Origin of the sequence: Autumnicola lenta, assembly GCF_031846515.1 — a bacterium.
Taxonomy (GTDB): Bacteria; Bacteroidota; Bacteroidia; order Flavobacteriales; family Flavobacteriaceae; genus Autumnicola; species Autumnicola lenta.
On sequence record NZ_JAVRHO010000015.1, the window covers coordinates 1 to 18,923 of the forward strand.

Consider the following 18,923-nt stretch of genomic DNA (forward strand, 5'->3'; position numbering starts at 1 on the left):
AAAGAATAATTCAGGTTTCTACTTTTAAAATAATAATGTTTTTTCAGAAAGTTCTACTTCTGAAGGTGGTACTAAAAGTAATTCCGCGTAATACTGCAACTTAATAATAAAACCGGCACATTAGAACGAATTTTATTATAAAAGGCTTATTTTTGTACAACTCTTTGATATTCTGTAAAATCATCTATACTTTAATAATATCTGATTTGGTATACAATTTGAAGTAGTAGAAGCTTGAAAGGAGCAGGCTATTCTTTATTTACCAGAAAGATTTCTTAAGCTGCTCTTCCTTCTAGAGTCTCTAAAATTAAAACAACTGCATTATGAGTAATGAAGATTTAAAAATTACAGACAACGAATTTCTAAGACAATACGAAACTACTGTCAACGAGGAACTTGCAACGATTGAATATTCCAGGCAGGAACGAAAGGTCTTCCTTACCAAACTACACATGTCCGAAAGTGTCCGGGAGCAGGGTTACATGGAAAAATTTATAGAAGCTGTTCTGGAAGAAATTCAGGAAAGTAATACCAGAGTGATGCCCACAAGTCCTGAAATTGCCAAATACATGCGTAAAAACCGAAGGAAATACAAAGATTTGCTTCCGGTAGGTATAAATATTTAAACTGCTACAGCTTCGGACTCATGGAGAAACTCTAATCTTACCAGTCCGTCGTTATCAATTTTCTGAAGTTTTATCTCGTGTAATGTATTTACAAGGGCTGGATTCCACGGTGTTTTAACTTTAACATAGTTTTCCGTAAATCCATGGATAAACCCTTTTTTATTTTCTCCTTCAAAGAGAACCGTTGCTGTATTTCCTATCTGACTTTCATAAAAAGCACGACGCTTTTTAACTGAAAGTCCTCTTAGCATTTTGCTGCGTTTTTTGCGCACTTTTACCGGAACAGCGTCAGCCATTTCTGCAGCGGGAGTATTATCTCTTTCCGAATAAGTAAAAACATGCAAGTAGGAAATATCCAGTTCGCTTAAAAAATTATACGTCTCCAGGAAATGTTCGTTTGTTTCCCCGGGAAAACCAACTATAACATCCACACCAATACAGGCATCTGGCATCACGGTTTTAATCTGCTCTACCCTGTTTACATAAAGTTCCCGCATATATCTGCGACGCATTGCTTTTAAAATTGAATTGCTCCCGCTTTGCAGAGGAATATGAAAATGCGGGACAAAAATTTCACTTTCCGCCACAAAATCTATAGTCTCGTTTTTCAGGAGGTTTGGTTCTATGGAAGATATTCTCAATCGCTCAATTCCTTTAACCTTATCCAGCGATTTTACCAGGTCCAGGAAAGTATGTTCATGTTTTTTATTTCCGAATTCTCCCTTCCCATAATCCCCAATATTAACACCCGTCAATACGATCTCCTTTATTCCTTTTGCTGAAATTTCTGCAGCATTGTGCAGGACGTTTTCCAGCTTATCGCTTCTGGAAATTCCACGCGCGAGCGGAATTGTACAGTAAGTGCATTTATAATCGCATCCATCCTGAACTTTTAGAAAAGCCCTTGTACGATCTCCAAAAGAGTAAGAACCTACGTAAAAATCTGCCTCCTCAATTTCACAGGAGTGAATTTCTCCCATGTCATTTTTTGAAAGATCGTTGAGATAATCCGTAATTTTAAATTTTTCGGTAGCACCTAAAACCAGATCCACACCGTCTACAGCAGCCAGTTCTTCCGGTTTTAGTTGCGCATAACAGCCAACGGCAATCACAAAAGCATTTTCATTCACCTTCTGAGCCTGCTTAACAATGGTTTTAAATCTTTTATCTGCGTTGTCGGTTACAGAACAGGTGTTAATAACATAGATATCCGCTTTTTCATCAAATTCCACCTTTTTAAAGCCTTCATCTTTAAAAGAACGCGCTATTGTAGAAGTTTCTGAAAAATTGAGCTTACAGCCCAGGGTATAAAATGCTACTTTCTTATTGTTCATAAAATAACCGGTTAATCAGGATATAAAAACCTGTTTTTCAAGGGCTGCAAATATACCGAATTTTACCTACTACTCAAAAATCCTTCAGCGGATTACAAAGCAATGGTTTCGTTTTAAGATCAATGCCAAAAATTGCCAATTTTCGACCTATACTATGAAAATGACCTAAAGCAAAAATTTTGTATATTGAAATAAAACTTACAACATGGGATTTGGCGGCAGTAGCAGCGGGGCAAACGTAATAATGAAAAACAACCGCAGAAGCAGAAAGTCTAAGACTGAGAAATTTCAGAAAACCACAGGTTCTAAAATAGGAGGAATAGGATTTGATCAAAAAATTTCTGAAGCTGATCTTGAAAAAATCAGAAATGGTTTAAAAACAAGCAACAAGAAGCGACAATTAAAGATTTTGGCAGCAACGGCAATTTCCCTTCTCCTTTTCGGATTTATTTTCTTTTACTTCATGTTTTAATTCGCAAATTCCAGCTCACCAGAAAATCGATGTTCAAATTAGCACATTTTGAAATTTTCAAATTGAAGACTAATCCCTTCTCCATTTTTTGGTTTCTTCAAAGACATGTTCCAGAATTGCCTTGTCTTCTTCAGTGAACTCAACGCCTCTTCTTTTCATTACAATCTCAGCAACTTCAAAAGCTTTTTGTGTTTTATATGTAGTTGTACCTGCACTTCCTCCCCAGCTAAAACTCGGTATAAAATTCCGCGGAAATCCAGCCCCAAATATGTTAGCACTCACTCCCACCACTGTACCTGTATTAAACATGGTGTTAATTCCGCATTTACTGTGGTCGCCCATCATTAATCCGCAAAATTGCAAACCTGTACGCGCAAAACCTTCATCTTCGTAACTCCATAACCTAACTTCAGCATAATTATTTTTAAGATTCGATGTATTCGTATCTGCGCCAAGATTACACCATTCCCCTAACACCGAATTACCTAAGAATCCGTCGTGGCCTTTATTCGAATTTTGCATAAGCACGGCATTGCTAATCTCTCCTCCTGCCTTACCGCCCGGACCAATAGTGGTTCCTCCGTAAATTTTCGCACCCATTTTTATAACAGCATTCTCAGCAATTCCCAGAGGACCACGCAGCAGGCTACCTTCCATTACCTGCGCATCTTTTCCTATATAAATAGGGCCGGAAGAAGCATTTAGGGAGCAAAATTCCACCGAAGCACCTTCTTCAATAAAGATATTTTCAGGATTTATCACATTAATGGAAGAAGGGATAGGTACTGAAGTTCTATCCTGGGTGAGCAATTCGAAATCTTCATTTATGGCTTGAGCATTTTTGGAAAAGATATCCCAGGTATTTGCTATAAAGAGAGCTTCCCCGGAAAGCTCCCGACGATCGTATTCATCAAAATCAACTTCCTGATCTTCAGTTACATAAAAAGCCACAACTTCTTCTTTAAAAAAGACAGCCTGATTCGCCTGAAGGTTTTTTACCTGCTCCAACAGACCTGTAGTGGGCAAAAAGGCAGCATTTATCATTACATTTTCCTCCATTTCCACCAACGGCCATTTTTCAGCTAAATAATCTTCAGTAACTGTTGTAGTGGTACTTTCCAGAACCATTTCCCACTTTTCACGGATGGTGAGGATGCCTATTCTTATATCTGCCACAGGCCTGGTGAACGTAAATGGCAGTAATTGATTTCTATAAGAACCGTCGAATAAAATATAATTCATACTGAAAAAAGTTTATGAAAAATCAAATTTAAGTGTAATGCTTAAAATGGCAATTATCGGCAATAAATAAAATTTTTGATTAAAGGTAATAAACAAAAAAAAAGGCTGCCTAAAAAGACAGCCTTGTATAGCTTAGAAAATTCAGGAAATTATTTCTTGAATTTTGAATATTTGTTTTTGAATTTATCAATTCTACCCGCACTATCAACTAGTTTAGATTTACCAGTATAGTAAGGATGAGAAGTTCTTGAAATTTCTAACTTCACCAAAGGATATTCAGTTCCGTCAACTTCAATTGTTTCTTTTGTATTCGCGGTAGATTTTGTAAGAAACACGTCTTCGTTAGACATGTCTTTAAATGCTACTAATCTATAATTTTCCGGATGGATTCCCTGCTTCATCGCTTTATTCTTTTAATTTTCGAGGTGCAAATTTAAGTAATTTGATCATAAAAACAAGTATTCCTATAAAACTTTTTAAAAAAAACTGTGTGTAACGTTTTACTATATTTGCTTACTAATGCAGCATAATCACTAAGCATCCAAAATTATGAAAAAATCTGTACAAGCTGTTATTTTGCCTTACGGCCTATATCTTGGGCTGGCATCTATTCTCATTTCGGTATTAATTTACGCACTAAACCTGGAACTGTTCACAAAATGGTATGTTACTGTTATTAGTTTTACTGTGGTGCTGGTATTGGGAATTATGGCCGTAAAAAAAGCTAAAAGTCTGGATCCAGATCCTTTTTTCTCTTTCAAAAGCGCGTTTTCTGCCTTCTTTCTTCCGGTTATCCTTGGCTCTTTTATTTCTATAATTTTCACAGCCATTCTTTTTAACGTTATTGATCCTGAAGCGGCAGCTTATGTTCAGGAAATGACCCTTGAAGCGAGCAGGGATATGATGGAACGTTTTGGCGCATCACCGTCGCAGATAGATGAAGCCATAGCCGGCCAGGCAAATGTTAATCCTTATTCTGTAAATAATATTTTTATGGGCTTCGCTTTTACCATAGTTTTATACGCAATACTATCTTTGTTGGTAGCCTTAGTTTTTAGAGAAAAAGATCCCAGAGCATAATTTATGCAAATATCTATCGTCATACCTCTTCTAAATGAAGAGCAATCTATAACCGAATTATATAATTGGATCGCAAAAGTGCTGCGGTCCAATTCTTTTTCTTATGAAATTATTTTTATAGACGATGGTAGTACAGATAATTCCTGGGAAGCAATAGCATCACTTTCTAAAGAGGATGACAGGGTTAAAGGAATTAAGTTTAACCGCAATTACGGGAAATCCCAGGCGCTGCATGCCGGTTTTCTTAAAGCACAGGGTGAGGTCGTGATTACCATGGATGCTGATCTCCAGGACAACCCGGAAGAAATTCCGGAGCTTTACAGAATGGTAAAAGAAGAAAGTTACGACCTTGTCTCCGGCTGGAAAAAGAAGCGTTACGATAACGTGCTTTCAAAAAATATACCGTCGAAACTGTTTAATGCCGCAGCCAGGAAAACATCTGGCGTAAAGCTTCATGATTTTAACTGCGGACTAAAAGCTTACAAAAAGGCAGTGATAAAAAACATTGATGTTTATGGTGAAATGCACCGTTACATCCCGGTTTTAGCAAAAAATTCAGGGTTTATAAAAATTACCGAAAAAGAAGTACAGCACCAGGCAAGAAAATACGGCAAAACAAAGTTTGGTGTAGAACGTTTTATTAATGGTTTTCTGGACCTTATAAGTATCTGGTTTCTGTCAAAGTTCGGGAGGCGCCCCATGCACCTCTTTGGCGCACTGGGGGTTCTCATGTTTATAGTTGGTTTTATTTCTGCCGGGTGGATTGGTATTTCCAAGCTCTACAAATTGTACCACGGTCTTCCCAATGTTCTTGTTACTTCTAACCCGTGGTTTTATATTGCCTTAACTGTAATGATAATTGGTAGCCAGCTTTTTCTGGCAGGTTTTCTGGGTGAACTCATTCTCAGGTCAAAAAGAGAGAAAGAGCGTTATTTAATTAACAAAACCACAGGAAATTTTTAGATTGTTTACGGGATATAATCCTTATTTTTGTTAAAGAAAATTTTATGATATGTCACAGATAAAACCTGAAATACGCTCCAGAGCTGAAGCCTGGCTTACCGATGTTTTTGATAAGGAAACTAAAAATGAAATCCAAAACCTGATGGAAAACAACCCAAAGGAACTGGAAGAAAGTTTTTACAAAAACCTGGAATTTGGTACAGGCGGGATGCGAGGTATTATGGGTGTTGGGACAAACAGAATTAATAAGTATACCCTCGGAAAAAATACACAGGGACTTGCAGATTTCCTGAAAAAAGAATTTCCCGGGGAACAACCAAAGGCCGCCATTGCGTATGACTGCCGGAACAATAGTAAAGAACTGGCAAAAGTAGTTGCAGACGTTTTCTCTGCAAACGGAGTGGAAGTTTACTTATTTTCAGACCTACGACCTACTCCGGAACTTTCTTTTGCGGTAAAATACCTTGATTGTCACTGCGGAATAGTTTTAACCGCAAGCCACAATCCGCCGGAATACAACGGATATAAAGTATACTGGCAGGACGGCGGGCAATTAGTGCCACCCCAGGATAAGCAGGTGGTAGACCTTATCAACAACCTGGAATACAGCGAAGTGAATTTTAATTCCAAGCAGGAATTGATCCACGAAATAGATACTGAAGTTGATAAAGCTTTTTCTGAAGCATCTGTCAAAAATGGCAGTTTTCATACTTCAGCTTCAGCAAAAGAAAATCTGGGCATAATATTTACTTCCCTTCACGGAACTTCGATTACACTAGTTCCCGGTGTTCTTGAAAAAGCAGGTTTTACAAACGTAAATATCGTTCAGGAACAAAAAGAACCTGACGGAAATTTTCCTACAGTAAAATCACCAAACCCTGAAGAGCCTGAAGCTCTAAAAATGGCACTGGACCTTGCGAAAGAGAGAAATGCAGATATTGTAATTGGTACAGATCCAGATTGTGACCGGCTGGGGATTGCCGTTCCGGATCTTAATGGGGAAATAATCCTGCTAAACGGAAACCAAACCATGCTCGTGATGACCTGGTTCCTGCTGGAGCAATGGAAAAAGGAAAATAAATTAAAAGGAAATGAATTTGTTGCATCCACAATTGTTTCCACTCCTATGCTTAAAAACATTGTTGAATCTTACAACGTTGAGTACCACGAAGTCCTTACTGGATTTAAATGGATCGCGAAACTAATAAAAGACCATCCTGAACTTGATTTTATAGGAGGTGGTGAAGAAAGTTTTGGTTATATGGTAGGGGATTTTGTACGGGACAAAGATGCTGTTACAGCTACTCTTCTCGCTTGCGAAATTGCTGCCAAAATGAAGGAAGAAGGCAGCTCCTTTTATAAAAAATTACTTGAACTTTATACTGAATATGGCCTGTACCGCGAAGAATTAATTTCTTTAGTAAAAAAAGGTATTGAAGGAGAGCAGGAAATCAAGCAGATGTTGATTGATCTTCGTGAAAATCCATGGCAGGAAATAGACGGGGAAAAAGTAGTATTAATAGAGGATTATCAGTCTTCCACTGCACGAAACCTTCAGGACCATACTGAAGAGAACATTGATTTACCAAAATCCAATGTTCTTATTTACTACACAGAAGGCGGCACGAAAATCGCAGCAAGACCAAGTGGTACAGAACCAAAAATTAAATTCTACATCAGCGTCAATGCTGATCTTGATAAAGTTAACAATCACGAAAAAGTAAATCAGGAATTAGCCGATAAAGTTTCCAGAATTAAGAAGGAACTTCAAATAGGCTAGCCCCTACGCGCTTATGAGTTATTTTAAGAAGATACTTCAGTTCGCAAAACCATACAAGCGTTTTGCGATACTGAATATCATTTCCAATATTTTTTATGCACTTTTCAGCACCCTTTCTTTTCTTGCATTTATTCCAATGCTTCAGGTGCTCTTTCAAGAGGAAGAACCAGTATTAACAGAACCTGACTGGGACGGCAGCTTTTCAGGTTTAAAAGATTTTGGAAGTGATTATGCCAATTACTTTTTAAACCAGAGGATTGAAGAACATGGCCAGATTTCAGCATTAATTACCATTTGTGTAGCTGTTGTCGTTTTATTCCTTCTCAAGAATTTTTTCAACTACCTGGCAATGTACTTTATCGCCAATGTACGCAATGGAATGCTGCGCGATATAAGGAATAAAATTTATTACAAGATAGTAGAACTTCCTATCTCCTTTTTTTCTGAAAAACGAAAAGGTGATTTTATATCGCGCATTACCAGTGATGTGCAGGAGATCCAGTCTTCTTTTTTAAGCATGCTGGAAATGTTTATAAAAGAACCGCTAACGCTTATCTTCACCCTTTTTGCGATGATCGCTATAAGTCCGAAGTTAACGTTATTCGTTTTTATATTTCTACCAATTTCCGGATTATTAATTTCTTCTATAGGTAAAAAACTTAAAGCAAAATCTACAAGCGCACAACAGGAAAACGCTAATTTTCTCTCCCTGGTAGAAGAGACACTTTCCAGCCTTAAGATCATCAAGGGTTTTAATGCAGAAGATAGATTCAGAACAAAATTCACCAACAGTACGAACAGATTAAACCGGATTCTAAATTCATTACTGCACAGGCAGGACCTTGCATCTCCTTTAAGCGAATTTTTAGGAGTAGTGGTAATTACAGTAATTCTGTGGTTTGGAGGAAACATGGTGTTGATTGAAGGGTCTATGGATGCCTCTACTTTTATTGGTTTTCTTGTGCTCACATACAATATTCTCACTCCAGCAAAAGCAATTTCAAAGGCAACTTATAGTATTCAAAAAGGAAATGCCAGTGCCGAGCGGATCCTGGAAATTATTGAAACTGAAACTAATCTTAAGGACAAAACTGATGCTATAAATAAAACTTCTTTTGATTCTGATATTCTTATTGAAAACATTTCTTTTCAATATGAGAAAGAAAAGGTCCTGAAGAATTTCTCACTGGAAGTAAAAGTTGGAGAAACCGTAGCCCTTGTAGGGCAATCTGGCAGCGGAAAATCTACCATTGCCAATCTTATTACCCGTTTTTACGATGTAAATAATGGCGCTATTTATATTGATGGGAAAGACATCAGGGACATTTCCAAAGCTTCCTTACGAGGACTAATGGGGCTAGTTACACAGGATTCTATTTTATTTAATGATACCATAAGAAATAACATCGCGCTTGGAAAAGAGAATGCTACAGAAGAAGAAATTATTGATGCGCTAAAAGTGGCAAACGCCTGGGAATTTGTAAAAGATCTACCACTCCGGCTGGACACAAACATTGGCGACAGTGGCAATAAATTGAGTGGCGGACAAAAACAACGATTATCCATTGCCCGGGCGGTACTTAAAAATCCACCAATAATGATCCTTGATGAGGCAACTTCCGCACTTGATACAGAGAGCGAAAAACTTGTACAAAAGGCTCTGGAAAACATGATGAAGAACCGCACCTCCATTGTTATTGCACACCGTCTTTCAACGATTCAAAATGCAGATAAAATCGTGGTAATGCAAAAAGGACAAATTGTAGAGCAGGGCCGGCATGAAGATCTTCTTACAAAAGGCGGTAACTACCAAAAGCTGGTAGAAATGCAATCTTTCGATTAGCTGCCAGACATTCTTACACCAAACATTTACAAATAAAAAATGGACGAAGTAGGTTCGTCCATTTTTAAATGTTACTTCCATTTTGGGGCTGATGAAAATAACACAATAAGTCTGATTTTATTTGGGGCAAAAAAAGACTATTCTCTTATTTTTGATGAGATAAAGATAGAACTTTATTCCGCTATTCCAAGAAAAAAGTGTCTTTAAACTCTAAAATATGTATTTTAGCGGAATATATACACTAAATCGACATATTTTTCCTACAAAAATTAAAATGATCTGTATTTACAGGCTCTCACTTTTTCAATACCTTTACATATCAAAATCCTCATATTCTAAACTATAAGCAAACTTGAAGCAGATTGGAACCATCTGAAAAGGAATTCATAAAACGCCTTAAAAATGAGGCTACAGCTCAGGACGCTTTTAGAGAACTTGTCTCTGCATATAAAGAACGACTTTACTGGCAAATTCGGTATATAGTTAAGGATCATGACGATACCGATGATATTCTGCAGAATACCTTTATTAAAATCTTCAAAAATATTGGTAACTTTAAAGGAAAAAGTCAGTTGTTTTCCTGGATGTATAGAATAGCTACTAATGAAGCCATTACTTTTCTAAACAAAGAAGCACGAAAAAAACATATTTCCTCACAGGAATTGCAAGAAAAAGTCATTGATAATCTCGAAAGTGATGTCTATTTTGAAGGAAATGATATTCAGCTTAAACTGCAAAAAGCTATTAATAGCCTGCCGGATAAACAGCAACAAGTTTTTAATATGAAGTACTTTCAGGATCTAAAGTATAGGGAAATGGCTGAAATTCTTAAAACCAGCGAGGGAGCTTTAAAAGCCAGCTATCACATTGCCGCCAGAAAAATTGAAGATTTTTTAAAATCTCATTAAACCTTTTGACAAATTAATAGTCAAACTATCAAATGGAAAAGAATAAGCTACCATACAAACCCAATTCGGGCTTTAAATTGCCTGATAACTATTTTGATGATCTCACCAGTCGTCTTATGGATAGCATTGATTCTGATTCTACCGATAACAACCCGCTTTTAACCGAAATAGAAAGTAGTGGTTTCAAAGTACCGGAAGGTTATTTCGAGAATTTTGAAGTAGAATTATCTCCTAAGGAAGAGAAGGAAACCAAAGTAATTCCTCTTTTCAGCAAAAGGAATCTATACTATGCTTCGGGTGTGGCTGCAATCGTTATTGCGATTTTCAGCACCTTTCATCTTGATTCTTCACCTGAATCTACCTGGGATAATGTGAAGCTCTCTGCGATAGAAAATTATATTGATGCAGGCTATACAGATTTGTCTCCATTAGAAATTACCAATTTTTTATATGAAGGAAATTATGTTGTGGAAACAAATTTTGATAATTTAAATTCTGATGCGGTTTACGATTATCTGGACGAAAATGTTGAAGATCCGGCTTATATTCTTGAATAAGGTATTATGAAGAAGTTTTTATTTGTTTTATTTATGTTTTCCTGGTTCTGGCAAAGTAATGCGCAGGAGGATAAGGAGCGTATAAAAGCTCTGAAAACAGCTTTTATAACTCAGGAAATGAAAATGAGCAATAAAACAGCTCAAAAATTCTGGCCTGTCTATAATGATTATGAAACCAGGAGAAGGGAACTTCATGAAGAAGAAGATACTAAATTAAAAGATACAGAATGTATAAATGAGCAGGATGCAGGAAAAATGCTTGCTGAATATTTAGACATAGAACGAAAAGAATATGTTATAAAAAAGCAACTTTTGGAGGATTTGAAAAAAATATTTTCTGCAAAGGATATTATAAAACTGCATCGACTCGAAGATGAATTTCATAAAAAACTAATTAGAGAATACAGGGCGAGGAAGCAAAGTGCAAGAGAGGAAAATAATAAATAGAATAATATAGTTTTTTAGTTGATTAGTTAGTAGTTAGTTGGGATATTCCGGATGATTAATTTTGTCCGGAATATTCTTTTAATACCTAAACCATCTTCCCCTTATCAATTAAATTTTACCATTGCTATTCTTCCTTTTCCCGCGGCATAAGCGGTAGAATCATTCACAAATCTCAGGGTATAAAAACTTTCATCTGAAAGTTTTTCCCAGCTTTCGCCTGCATTTTTACTGTAGGAAATTCCGGTAAATCCAACAGCAATAACTTCATCACCACCCGAATTTGGCAAATATCGCACGCCGCTTTTATAGCCCGGCTCCTCCCCTTCTCCAACCAATTCCCATGTCCTTCCACCATCCCGGGTAATGACTTTATTCCTGGAATTTTCTTCAGGAGCAGTATAATCACCTCCTATTATTATCCCTATGCTTTCGTTGTAAAAATCCATGCTGTAACCTCCCGTTGTAGCGTTTCCCTGCACTAAGGGAGTATCAAAAACTTCCCAGCTTTTTCCTTTATTTGGAGAATAAAAAACTCTGGACTTCATTCCGCCGCTAAGAATCCAGGTATTATCACCCTGTATCGCAATATTAGAATTACTTGCCGCAAAAGCAGCTTCCCCTTCTTCAGTTTCCGGCAAGATCGAGCAATCTAATTTTTTCCAGGTTTCTCCGCCATCGCGGGTGATAATAACAGAAAGGCATTTATCGGTAGGGTCGCCCATTGCTATTCCCTCCTGGTCGTTCCAAAAAGCCAGGGCATCGTAAAAGACCTTCTCATTTTCCTCCTTATACACCAGCTCCATCTGGCCGTTTTCCCCGGTTTTGTAGAGAAGTGCCGGATTTCCAACACTCAGCATAAAAAAATCGTTCGCAGTACTCGCTACAGCCCTAAATTCTGGAGTTGTACCATTATATTCCTGCACATTCGTTTTCCAACTTCCTTCCGCAGCATTATATAGTCCGTAGACCCCATTGTTTCCTGCAAAGGCCAGGTTATTTCCAATAACTTCAATTGCTCTTACACTCAGCGAATCGTCCTCCAAAATTGTCTGTACATGAACATTAGAAATAAATGTTTCTCTATCTTTTTCTTCTTCGGAAGGATTTCCAGATTTATTTTCAGATTTGCAGGAAATGATCAATAATATGTATAGGTAAAGGAGTTTTTTCATATTCAGAATAAATTATTCAGTAGGCCGAAAATTGCCATTTTAGGCAATGCTTCAAAGATAAATTTTTCCGAAGCAAAAAACCGTACCTTTGCAGCCTTAAAATTTATTTATGCGCTTACACAGAAATTTGGTTTTTGCCACTATCGATGCTTTATCAGATATTTTTAATGAAGGAAAATATGCAGACAAAGTGATCGCAAATGCCTTGAAAAGAGACAAAAGATGGGGTTCCCGTGATAGAAGTTTTATTGCTGAAACCACTTATGATATCGTGAGATGGAAACGTCTTTATGCTGAGATTGCCGAAGTTAAAGAACCTTTTTCCCGTGAAAACCTATTCCGATTGTTTGCAGTTTGGGCAACCCTTCGCGGAATCGAATTGCCGGACTGGAAACAAATTGAAGATACGCCAACCCGAAGAATTAAAGGGAAGTTTGACAGCCTTAGCCAGATAAGAAAATACAGAGAATCCATACCAGACTGGCTGGATGAACTGGGTGTGCAGGAACTTGGAGAAGAATTATGGACAAAAGAAATTCATGCTCTTAATAACACTGCTCCGGTTGTGGTGCGTGCAAACTCTTTAAAGACTACTAAAGAGAGTTTGAAGGAAGAGTTGCAGAAAGAAAATATTGAAACTCATCCTTTAAAAGCATATCCTGAAGCTCTTGAACTTAATGAAAGAGCAAATGTTTTCAGAACAAAGGCATTCCAAGACGGCTTTTTTGAGGTACAGGATGCATCTTCACAGCAAGTGGCCCATTTTCTTGAAGTGGAGCCGGGAATGCGGGTTGTGGATACCTGTGCCGGTGCCGGTGGAAAATCCCTTCACCTTGCTGCACTAATGGAAAATAAAGGACAGATTATCGCGCTGGATATCTACGGAAATAAACTGAAGGAACTGAAGCGGCGCGCTAAACGTGCCGGGGCTCACAATATCGAAACCCGCGAAATTGACACTACCAAAGTGATCAAGAAGCTGTACAACAGTGCAGATCGTGTTTTGATTGATGCCCCTTGTAGCGGACTAGGAGTACTTAGTAGAAATCCTGATGCGAAATGGAAATTACAACCGGAATTTATCGACAGGATCAAAGCCACACAATCTGAAATCCTCGATAGCTATTCCAAAATTGTAAAATCTGGAGGAAAAATGGTCTACGCAACTTGTTCGGTTTTGCCGTCTGAAAATCAGGAGCAGGTAGAGAAATTCCTTGCCCGGGAAGAAGGAAAAAACTTCAGGTTGATTAAAGACCAAAAATTGCTTTCTTCTGAAACCGGCTACGACGGATTCTATATGGCTTTGCTGGAAAAGACGAGTTAAGTTTAAGTGGAAAGAGAAGAGAGAAGAGAAAAGATTTCGTCCCTCGTACTTCTAACTTCTCACCTCAAGTAAAATCGATAACTGCCATTTTTAGGGCTTCTCTTTTTTTCTTTATACTATCAAGGCCAGAGGAATACGTTTCTATCCTGCAAGGTCTTTTTTTGACCTTGTTGGTATAATTTCCAGAAACTTTCTTTTTATGGACTGAATCTAATCAGACCTAAGAGGTTTTAAAACCTCGCCGGAATTTTTTACTTCCCTTTCTTTAGTACAGGTCGATAATTGCCATTTTCAGCATGCCCCTTTCCTGAAATTCAAGAATTTCTTCTGGGAAAACCAGCAACATCTTCAAGAGCATAAACACCTATTCGGTATTCGTGGTAAAAAATAAAGGTCGATAATTATAATCTTTTTAGACTTCTTCTTTCTTCTTTATTCTATTCGAGCGCATTTAGGAATGCATCTGGTAATCCTGCAAGGTCTTTTTTTGACCTTGTAGGTATAATTTTTCAGAAATTTTCTTTTATGGACTGAATCTAATCAAACCTACGAGGTTATAAAAACCTCGCAGGAAATCTTTGCTTCCCGTTCTTTACTAAATGCCGAAAATTGCCATTTTCAGCATGTCGCTTTCCCTCAAAAATTTCCCAATTCCCAACAATTAAAATTCAGCTGAAAAGCCTAAATTTGTCCTTTCTTAAACATCATTAAACAACCAGGAATGATCCTTTTCTTCGGAACCCAAACTACTAAGGTTTTTGCAGTAGAAACGCACAACAACCTTTCTGCACAAGATATTTCAAAATTAAACTGGCTTTTTGGCGACGCAAAAAAATACAACAAATCTGCTCTGGCAGATTTTTTTGTTGGTCCGCGTGCCGCAATGATCACTCCGTGGAGTACAAATGCCGTGGAAATCACCCAAAATATGGGAATTGAAGGTATTGTTAGGATTGAAGAATTCCTGAAAGTAGATGAAAATTTTACCGATTTTGATCCTATGCTTTCGCAGAAATATAACGGACTGGACCAGGATATTTTTGATATTCATATTAATCCGGAGCCTATTATTGAAGTTGATGATATTGAAGCTTACAACCAGAAGGAGGGCTTGGCATTAAATATTGAAGAAGTAGCTTACCTTCAGGGGTTAGCAGACAAATTAGGCAGGAAGTTAACAGATTCTGAAGTTTTTGGTTTCTCCCAGGTAAATTCTGAACATTGCCGGCACAAAATCTTCAACGGAACTTTTGTAATTGACGGAAAAGAAAAACCCTCTTCCCTCTTTAAACTCATCAGAAAAACTTCCGAAGAAAACCCGAATGAAATAGTTTCCGCATATAAAGACAACGTTGCTTTTGTAAAAGGGCCAAGAATTGAACAATGGGCACCAAAGTCGGCTGACGTTCCCGACTATTACCAGGTTAAAGATTTTGATTCCGTTATTTCCCTTAAAGCTGAAACCCATAATTTCCCGACTACCGTAGAGCCATTTAACGGCGCGGCAACAGGAAGCGGCGGGGAAATCAGGGACCGGCTTGCCGGAGGAAAAGGTTCTTTGCCTCTTGCCGGAACCGCGGTTTATATGACTTCCTATTCAAGATTGGAAGAAAACCGCAGCTGGGAAAAAGGAATGAAAGAGCGGGAATGGCTGTACCAGACTCCGATGGATATTCTGATAAAAGCCTCCAACGGAGCTTCAGATTTCGGGAATAAATTCGGACAACCCTTAATTTCCGGTTCTTTACTTACTTTTGAACATAGCGAGCATGAGCGGCAACTGGGCTACGATAAGGTGATTATGATGGCCGGTGGTGTTGGTTATGGAAAAGCAGAGCAGGCACAAAAAGATATTCCGAAGAAAGGTGACAAAATAGTAGTCCTTGGTGGTGAAAATTACCGGATAGGAATGGGCGGTGCCGCGGTTTCCTCTGCCGACACCGGGGAATTTGCCAGCGGAATCGAACTTAACGCCGTGCAACGCGCAAATCCAGAAATGCAAAAACGTGCGGCTAACGCGATCCGCGGAATGGTGGAAAGTGAAGAAAATCCTATTGTTTCTATTCACGATCACGGTGCGGGCGGACATTTAAACTGCCTTAGTGAACTGGTAGAAGAAACCGGCGGAAAAATTGATTTAGAAAAACTTCCTGTAGGCGATCCTACACTTTCAGCAAAAGAGATTATCGGCAACGAATCCCAGGAGCGTATGGGACTGGTGATTGGCGAAAGTAAACTGGAAATGCTGAAGAATATAGCCGACCGTGAGCGTTCACCAATATACGAAGTTGGGGATGTGAGCGGAGACCACCGCTTTACTTTTGAAGGAAAAACTTCCGGAGAAAAGCCTATGGACCTGGCATTGGCAGATATGTTTGGCAGCTCGCCAAAAACGATAATGACCGATAAAACGGTAGAAAGAAATTATGAAGGATTAGAATATTCTTCAGAAAAAATAAAAGGTTATCTACATGAAGTGCTCCAACTAGAGGCCGTAGCCTGTAAAGATTGGTTGACAAATAAAGTAGACCGTTGTGTGACAGGCCGTGTGGCCAAGCAGCAAACGGCAGGCCCGTTGCAACTTCCACTAAATAATTGCGGAGTGATGGCGCTGGATTACAAAGGGAAAGAAGGTGTGGCAACTTCTATTGGCCACTCCCCCGTTTCGGCTTTGGTAGATCCCGTTGCGGGCTCCAAAAATTCTATTGCCGAAGCGCTTTCTAACATTATTTGGGCGCCGTTGGAGAAAGGACTAAAATCTGTTTCCCTCTCGGCTAACTGGATGTGGCCTTGTAATAATGAGGGTGAAGACGCGCGTTTGTATGAAGCGGTACAGGGAGTTTCAGATTTTGCGATTGCACTGGGAATAAATGTGCCCACGGGAAAAGATTCGCTTTCGATGAAGCAAAAATACAAAGACAGCGAAGTGCTTTCTCCGGGAACCGTGATCATTTCGGCTGCGGGGCATTGCGACGATGTTACTAAAGTTGTGGAACCGGTGCTTCAAAAAGATGCGGGCGACATTTACTACATCAATTTATCGCAGGATTCTTTTAAACTCGGAGGCTCTTCTTTTGCCCAAATCCTGAACAAAGTGGGCAACGAAGTACCAACTATAAAAGATGACCAGAAATTTACCGATTTTTTCTATAATATCCAGGCGCTTATTAAAAAGGAAATGATCGTTGCCGGTCATGATGTAGCTTCAGGCGGATTAATTACCACTTTACTGGAAATGTGTTTTGCCGATGTGAATTTAGGAGCAGAGCTTGATCTTTCTGCTTTAAATGAAAAAGACACGGTAAAACTTCTGTTTAACGAAAACTGCGGAATTGTTTTCCAGGCAAAAGATGATTCAGCTGAAAAAGTTTTAGCTGAAAATAATATCGAGTTCTTTAAAATTGGCCGTCCAACTGAAGGAAACGAGCTTAAAATCAAGAACGGAACAGAAAATTTGAAGTTCAACATTTCCGAATTAAGGCATGTATGGTACAGAACTTCCTTTTTACTGGACCAGAAACAAAGCGGAAAAGATAAGGCAACGGAGCGTTTTAATAATTATAAGAATCAGCCGCTAAAATTCAAGTTTCCCGAGAATTTTACAGGTAAACTCCCGGTTCTCGACTCCGCTCGAACTGACAAAGAAGGAGGACGTATAAAGGCCGCAATTATTCGTGAAAAAGGATCAAATTCTGAACGTGAAATGGCAAGGGCAATGTATCTCGCCGGTTTTGATGTAAAAGACGTGCACATGACCGACCTCATCAGCGGTCGGGAAACTTTGGAGGACATCAAATTTATTGCTGCTGTGGGAGGATTTTCAAATTCTGATGTTTTGGGAAGTGCCAAAGGCTGGGCAGGAGCTTTTCTTTATAATGAAAAGGCAAAAACTGCATTGGACAATTTCTTTAAAAGGGATGACACTCTTTCTATAGGCGTTTGTAACGGCTGCCAGCTTTTTATTGAACTGGGACTAATTAACCCAGATCATGAAGAGAAACCTAAAATGCTGCATAATGATTCGGGCAAATTCGAATGTACATTTACTTCAGTAGAAATAAGTGAAAATAAGTCGGTTATGCTGGAATCGCTTTCAGGAAGTAAGCTGGGGATCTGGGCTGCACACGGCGAAGGAAAATTCAGTTTTCCCTACGCAAAAGAGCGCTACAACATCGTTGGGGAATATGCTTTTGATACTTATCCGTCCAATCCCAATGGTTCGCACCACAACACTGCTATGCTCACAGACGATACGGGGAGACATCTTGTTATGATGCCGCACCTGGAACGTTCTACTTTTCAATGGAACTGGGCCTATTACCCAAAACACAGAAAAGATGAAGTAACGCCATGGATAGAAGCTTTTGTGAATGCCAGAAAATGGCTGGAGCAAAAAGCTTAGCTTAACTTTAAAAATATTCGGATTTTCACAGGCCTCTCAAACTACATTTTGGGAGGTTTATTTATTTCCAAACTACCGGAAAAGACTGTTGCAGTCAGCTTAATTTGCTAATATCACTTACTTCCAGAATCGTTTTAGAATAACCATTCATAGTGGCTTCCAGCATTGCCAGTCCTACCTCATCTGTAGTAGAAAAAGCATTGGGAAATAATTTTTGCCCCAGATTATGGAGCCAGCGGGAATATTGGTAAAATCCAGGTGCCTGCTTCGCTTCTTTTCTTGGTTTCATTATAGCCGGACGAAAATTGTAAACCTGGAGCGGTAATTTTTGTAAATCCTGTTCGGTTTTACCTTTAACCCTTGCCCACATTAATTTCCCATCGGGGTTAGTGCCTGCACCAGATACGTATATGAAAACGGCATCGGGATTTTGAGCACTATAAATTTTAGCAAATTGCAAGGTTAGATCGTGGGTCACTCTGCGGTATTCTTCTTCCTTCTTTCCTATTGCCGAAATTCCGGCACAGAAAAAGCAGGCATCATATCCGGTTATTTCACTTCGGATTTTTTCAACATGGAAAAAATCCTTCAGAATAATTTCTTCCAGTTTTTCGTGATAAATTCCTGATGGGCTACGGGTAACCACCAATATTTTTTCTACTTCGGGTTGTTCCAGACAAACCCGAAGAACACCTTCACCTACCATTCCCGTGGCGCCGGTAAGGATAATTTTAAGTCCTGAATCTTTCATTTGCCTTGCAATCTAAATTTAA

Annotated in this window: 16 protein-coding genes; 11 read left to right on the top strand and 5 right to left on the bottom strand. The window is 38.7% G+C overall.

All coding sequences use genetic code 11. From position 1 onward, the window contains the following. Nucleotides 1-323: 323 nt before the first annotated feature. Complete coding sequence (locus tag RM545_RS11310; RefSeq protein WP_311495389.1) at nucleotides 324-626, top strand: GNAT family N-acetyltransferase; 303 nt, start codon at nucleotides 324-326, stop codon at nucleotides 624-626. On the opposite strand, the gene mtaB is transcribed toward RM545_RS11310, so the two are convergent. Beyond that, a complete protein-coding gene (mtaB, locus tag RM545_RS11315) occupies nucleotides 623-1,960 on the bottom strand; it encodes a tRNA (N(6)-L-threonylcarbamoyladenosine(37)-C(2))-methylthiotransferase MtaB (RefSeq protein WP_311495390.1) in 1,338 nt (445 codons plus the stop codon). The genes RM545_RS11310 and mtaB overlap by 4 nt on opposite strands. 205 nt (nucleotides 1,961-2,165) lie before the next feature. On the opposite strand from mtaB, the gene RM545_RS11320 reads away from it, so the two are divergent. Further along, nucleotides 2,166-2,432: a hypothetical protein gene (locus tag RM545_RS11320; RefSeq protein ID WP_311495391.1), complete on the top strand. Its 267-nt coding sequence runs from the start codon at nucleotides 2,166-2,168 to the stop codon at nucleotides 2,430-2,432. A 69-nt stretch (nucleotides 2,433-2,501) separates the two neighbouring features. Here RM545_RS11320 and RM545_RS11325 read toward each other — a convergent pair whose 3' ends face one another. Both RM545_RS11325 and RM545_RS11330 read right to left on the bottom strand, forming a co-directional pair. Continuing rightward, on the bottom strand, nucleotides 2,502-3,674 hold the full coding sequence (locus tag RM545_RS11325; RefSeq protein ID WP_311495392.1) for a GlmU family protein: 1,173 nt from the start codon (nucleotides 3,672-3,674) through the stop codon (nucleotides 2,502-2,504). 149 nt (nucleotides 3,675-3,823) lie between these two features. Next, the gene (locus RM545_RS11330) at nucleotides 3,824-4,075 is read right to left on the bottom strand and encodes a type B 50S ribosomal protein L31 (protein WP_311495393.1); all 252 of its coding nucleotides are present in this window, start codon (nucleotides 4,073-4,075) and stop codon (nucleotides 3,824-3,826) included. A 148-nt stretch (nucleotides 4,076-4,223) separates the two neighbouring features. On the opposite strand from RM545_RS11330, the gene RM545_RS11335 reads away from it, so the two are divergent. The 7 genes from RM545_RS11335 to RM545_RS11365 all read left to right on the top strand — a co-directional run bounded on the left by RM545_RS11335 (nucleotide 4,224) and on the right by RM545_RS11365 (nucleotide 11,252). Continuing rightward, on the top strand, nucleotides 4,224-4,754 hold the full coding sequence (locus RM545_RS11335) for a DUF4199 domain-containing protein (protein ID WP_311495394.1): 531 nt from the start codon (nucleotides 4,224-4,226) through the stop codon (nucleotides 4,752-4,754). A 3-nt stretch (nucleotides 4,755-4,757) separates the two neighbouring features. Next, a complete protein-coding gene (locus RM545_RS11340) occupies nucleotides 4,758-5,717 on the top strand; it encodes a glycosyltransferase family 2 protein (protein WP_311495395.1) in 960 nt (319 codons plus the stop codon). 49 nt (nucleotides 5,718-5,766) lie between these two features. Next, nucleotides 5,767-7,497 (top strand): phospho-sugar mutase, encoded by a 1,731-nt coding sequence (locus tag RM545_RS11345; RefSeq protein WP_311495396.1) that lies wholly within the window; start codon nucleotides 5,767-5,769, stop codon nucleotides 7,495-7,497. Nucleotides 7,498-7,510: 13 nt separating this feature from the next. Continuing rightward, on the top strand, nucleotides 7,511-9,340 hold the full coding sequence (locus RM545_RS11350; RefSeq protein ID WP_311495397.1) for an ABC transporter ATP-binding protein: 1,830 nt from the start codon (nucleotides 7,511-7,513) through the stop codon (nucleotides 9,338-9,340). Between the two features lie 362 nt (nucleotides 9,341-9,702). After that, nucleotides 9,703-10,248, top strand: coding sequence for an RNA polymerase sigma factor (locus tag RM545_RS11355; protein WP_311495398.1), 546 nt, complete (start codon nucleotides 9,703-9,705; stop codon nucleotides 10,246-10,248). A 32-nt stretch (nucleotides 10,249-10,280) separates the two neighbouring features. After that, nucleotides 10,281-10,805, top strand: a complete 525-nt coding sequence (locus RM545_RS11360) for a hypothetical protein (protein WP_311495399.1) — start codon at nucleotides 10,281-10,283, stop codon at nucleotides 10,803-10,805. Between the two features lie 6 nt (nucleotides 10,806-10,811). Beyond that, nucleotides 10,812-11,252, top strand: a complete 441-nt coding sequence (locus RM545_RS11365) for a hypothetical protein (RefSeq protein WP_311495400.1) — start codon at nucleotides 10,812-10,814, stop codon at nucleotides 11,250-11,252. 104 nt (nucleotides 11,253-11,356) lie between these two features. Here RM545_RS11365 and RM545_RS11370 read toward each other — a convergent pair whose 3' ends face one another. Next, nucleotides 11,357-12,424, bottom strand: a complete 1,068-nt coding sequence (locus tag RM545_RS11370) for a WD40/YVTN/BNR-like repeat-containing protein (RefSeq protein WP_311495401.1) — start codon at nucleotides 12,422-12,424, stop codon at nucleotides 11,357-11,359. A gap of 109 nt (nucleotides 12,425-12,533) precedes the next feature. Here RM545_RS11370 and RM545_RS11375 point away from each other — a divergent pair, with 109 nt between their 5' ends. Continuing rightward, the gene (locus RM545_RS11375; RefSeq protein WP_311495402.1) at nucleotides 12,534-13,748 is read left to right on the top strand and encodes an RsmB/NOP family class I SAM-dependent RNA methyltransferase; all 1,215 of its coding nucleotides are present in this window, start codon (nucleotides 12,534-12,536) and stop codon (nucleotides 13,746-13,748) included. A gap of 721 nt (nucleotides 13,749-14,469) precedes the next feature. Further along, a complete protein-coding gene (gene purL, locus RM545_RS11380; protein ID WP_311495403.1) occupies nucleotides 14,470-18,150 on the top strand; it encodes a phosphoribosylformylglycinamidine synthase in 3,681 nt (1,226 codons plus the stop codon). A gap of 94 nt (nucleotides 18,151-18,244) precedes the next feature. On the opposite strand, the gene RM545_RS11385 is transcribed toward purL, so the two are convergent. Then, complete coding sequence (locus RM545_RS11385; RefSeq protein WP_311495404.1) at nucleotides 18,245-18,901, bottom strand: NAD-dependent epimerase/dehydratase family protein; 657 nt, start codon at nucleotides 18,899-18,901, stop codon at nucleotides 18,245-18,247. Nucleotides 18,902-18,923: the final 22 nt, after the last annotated feature.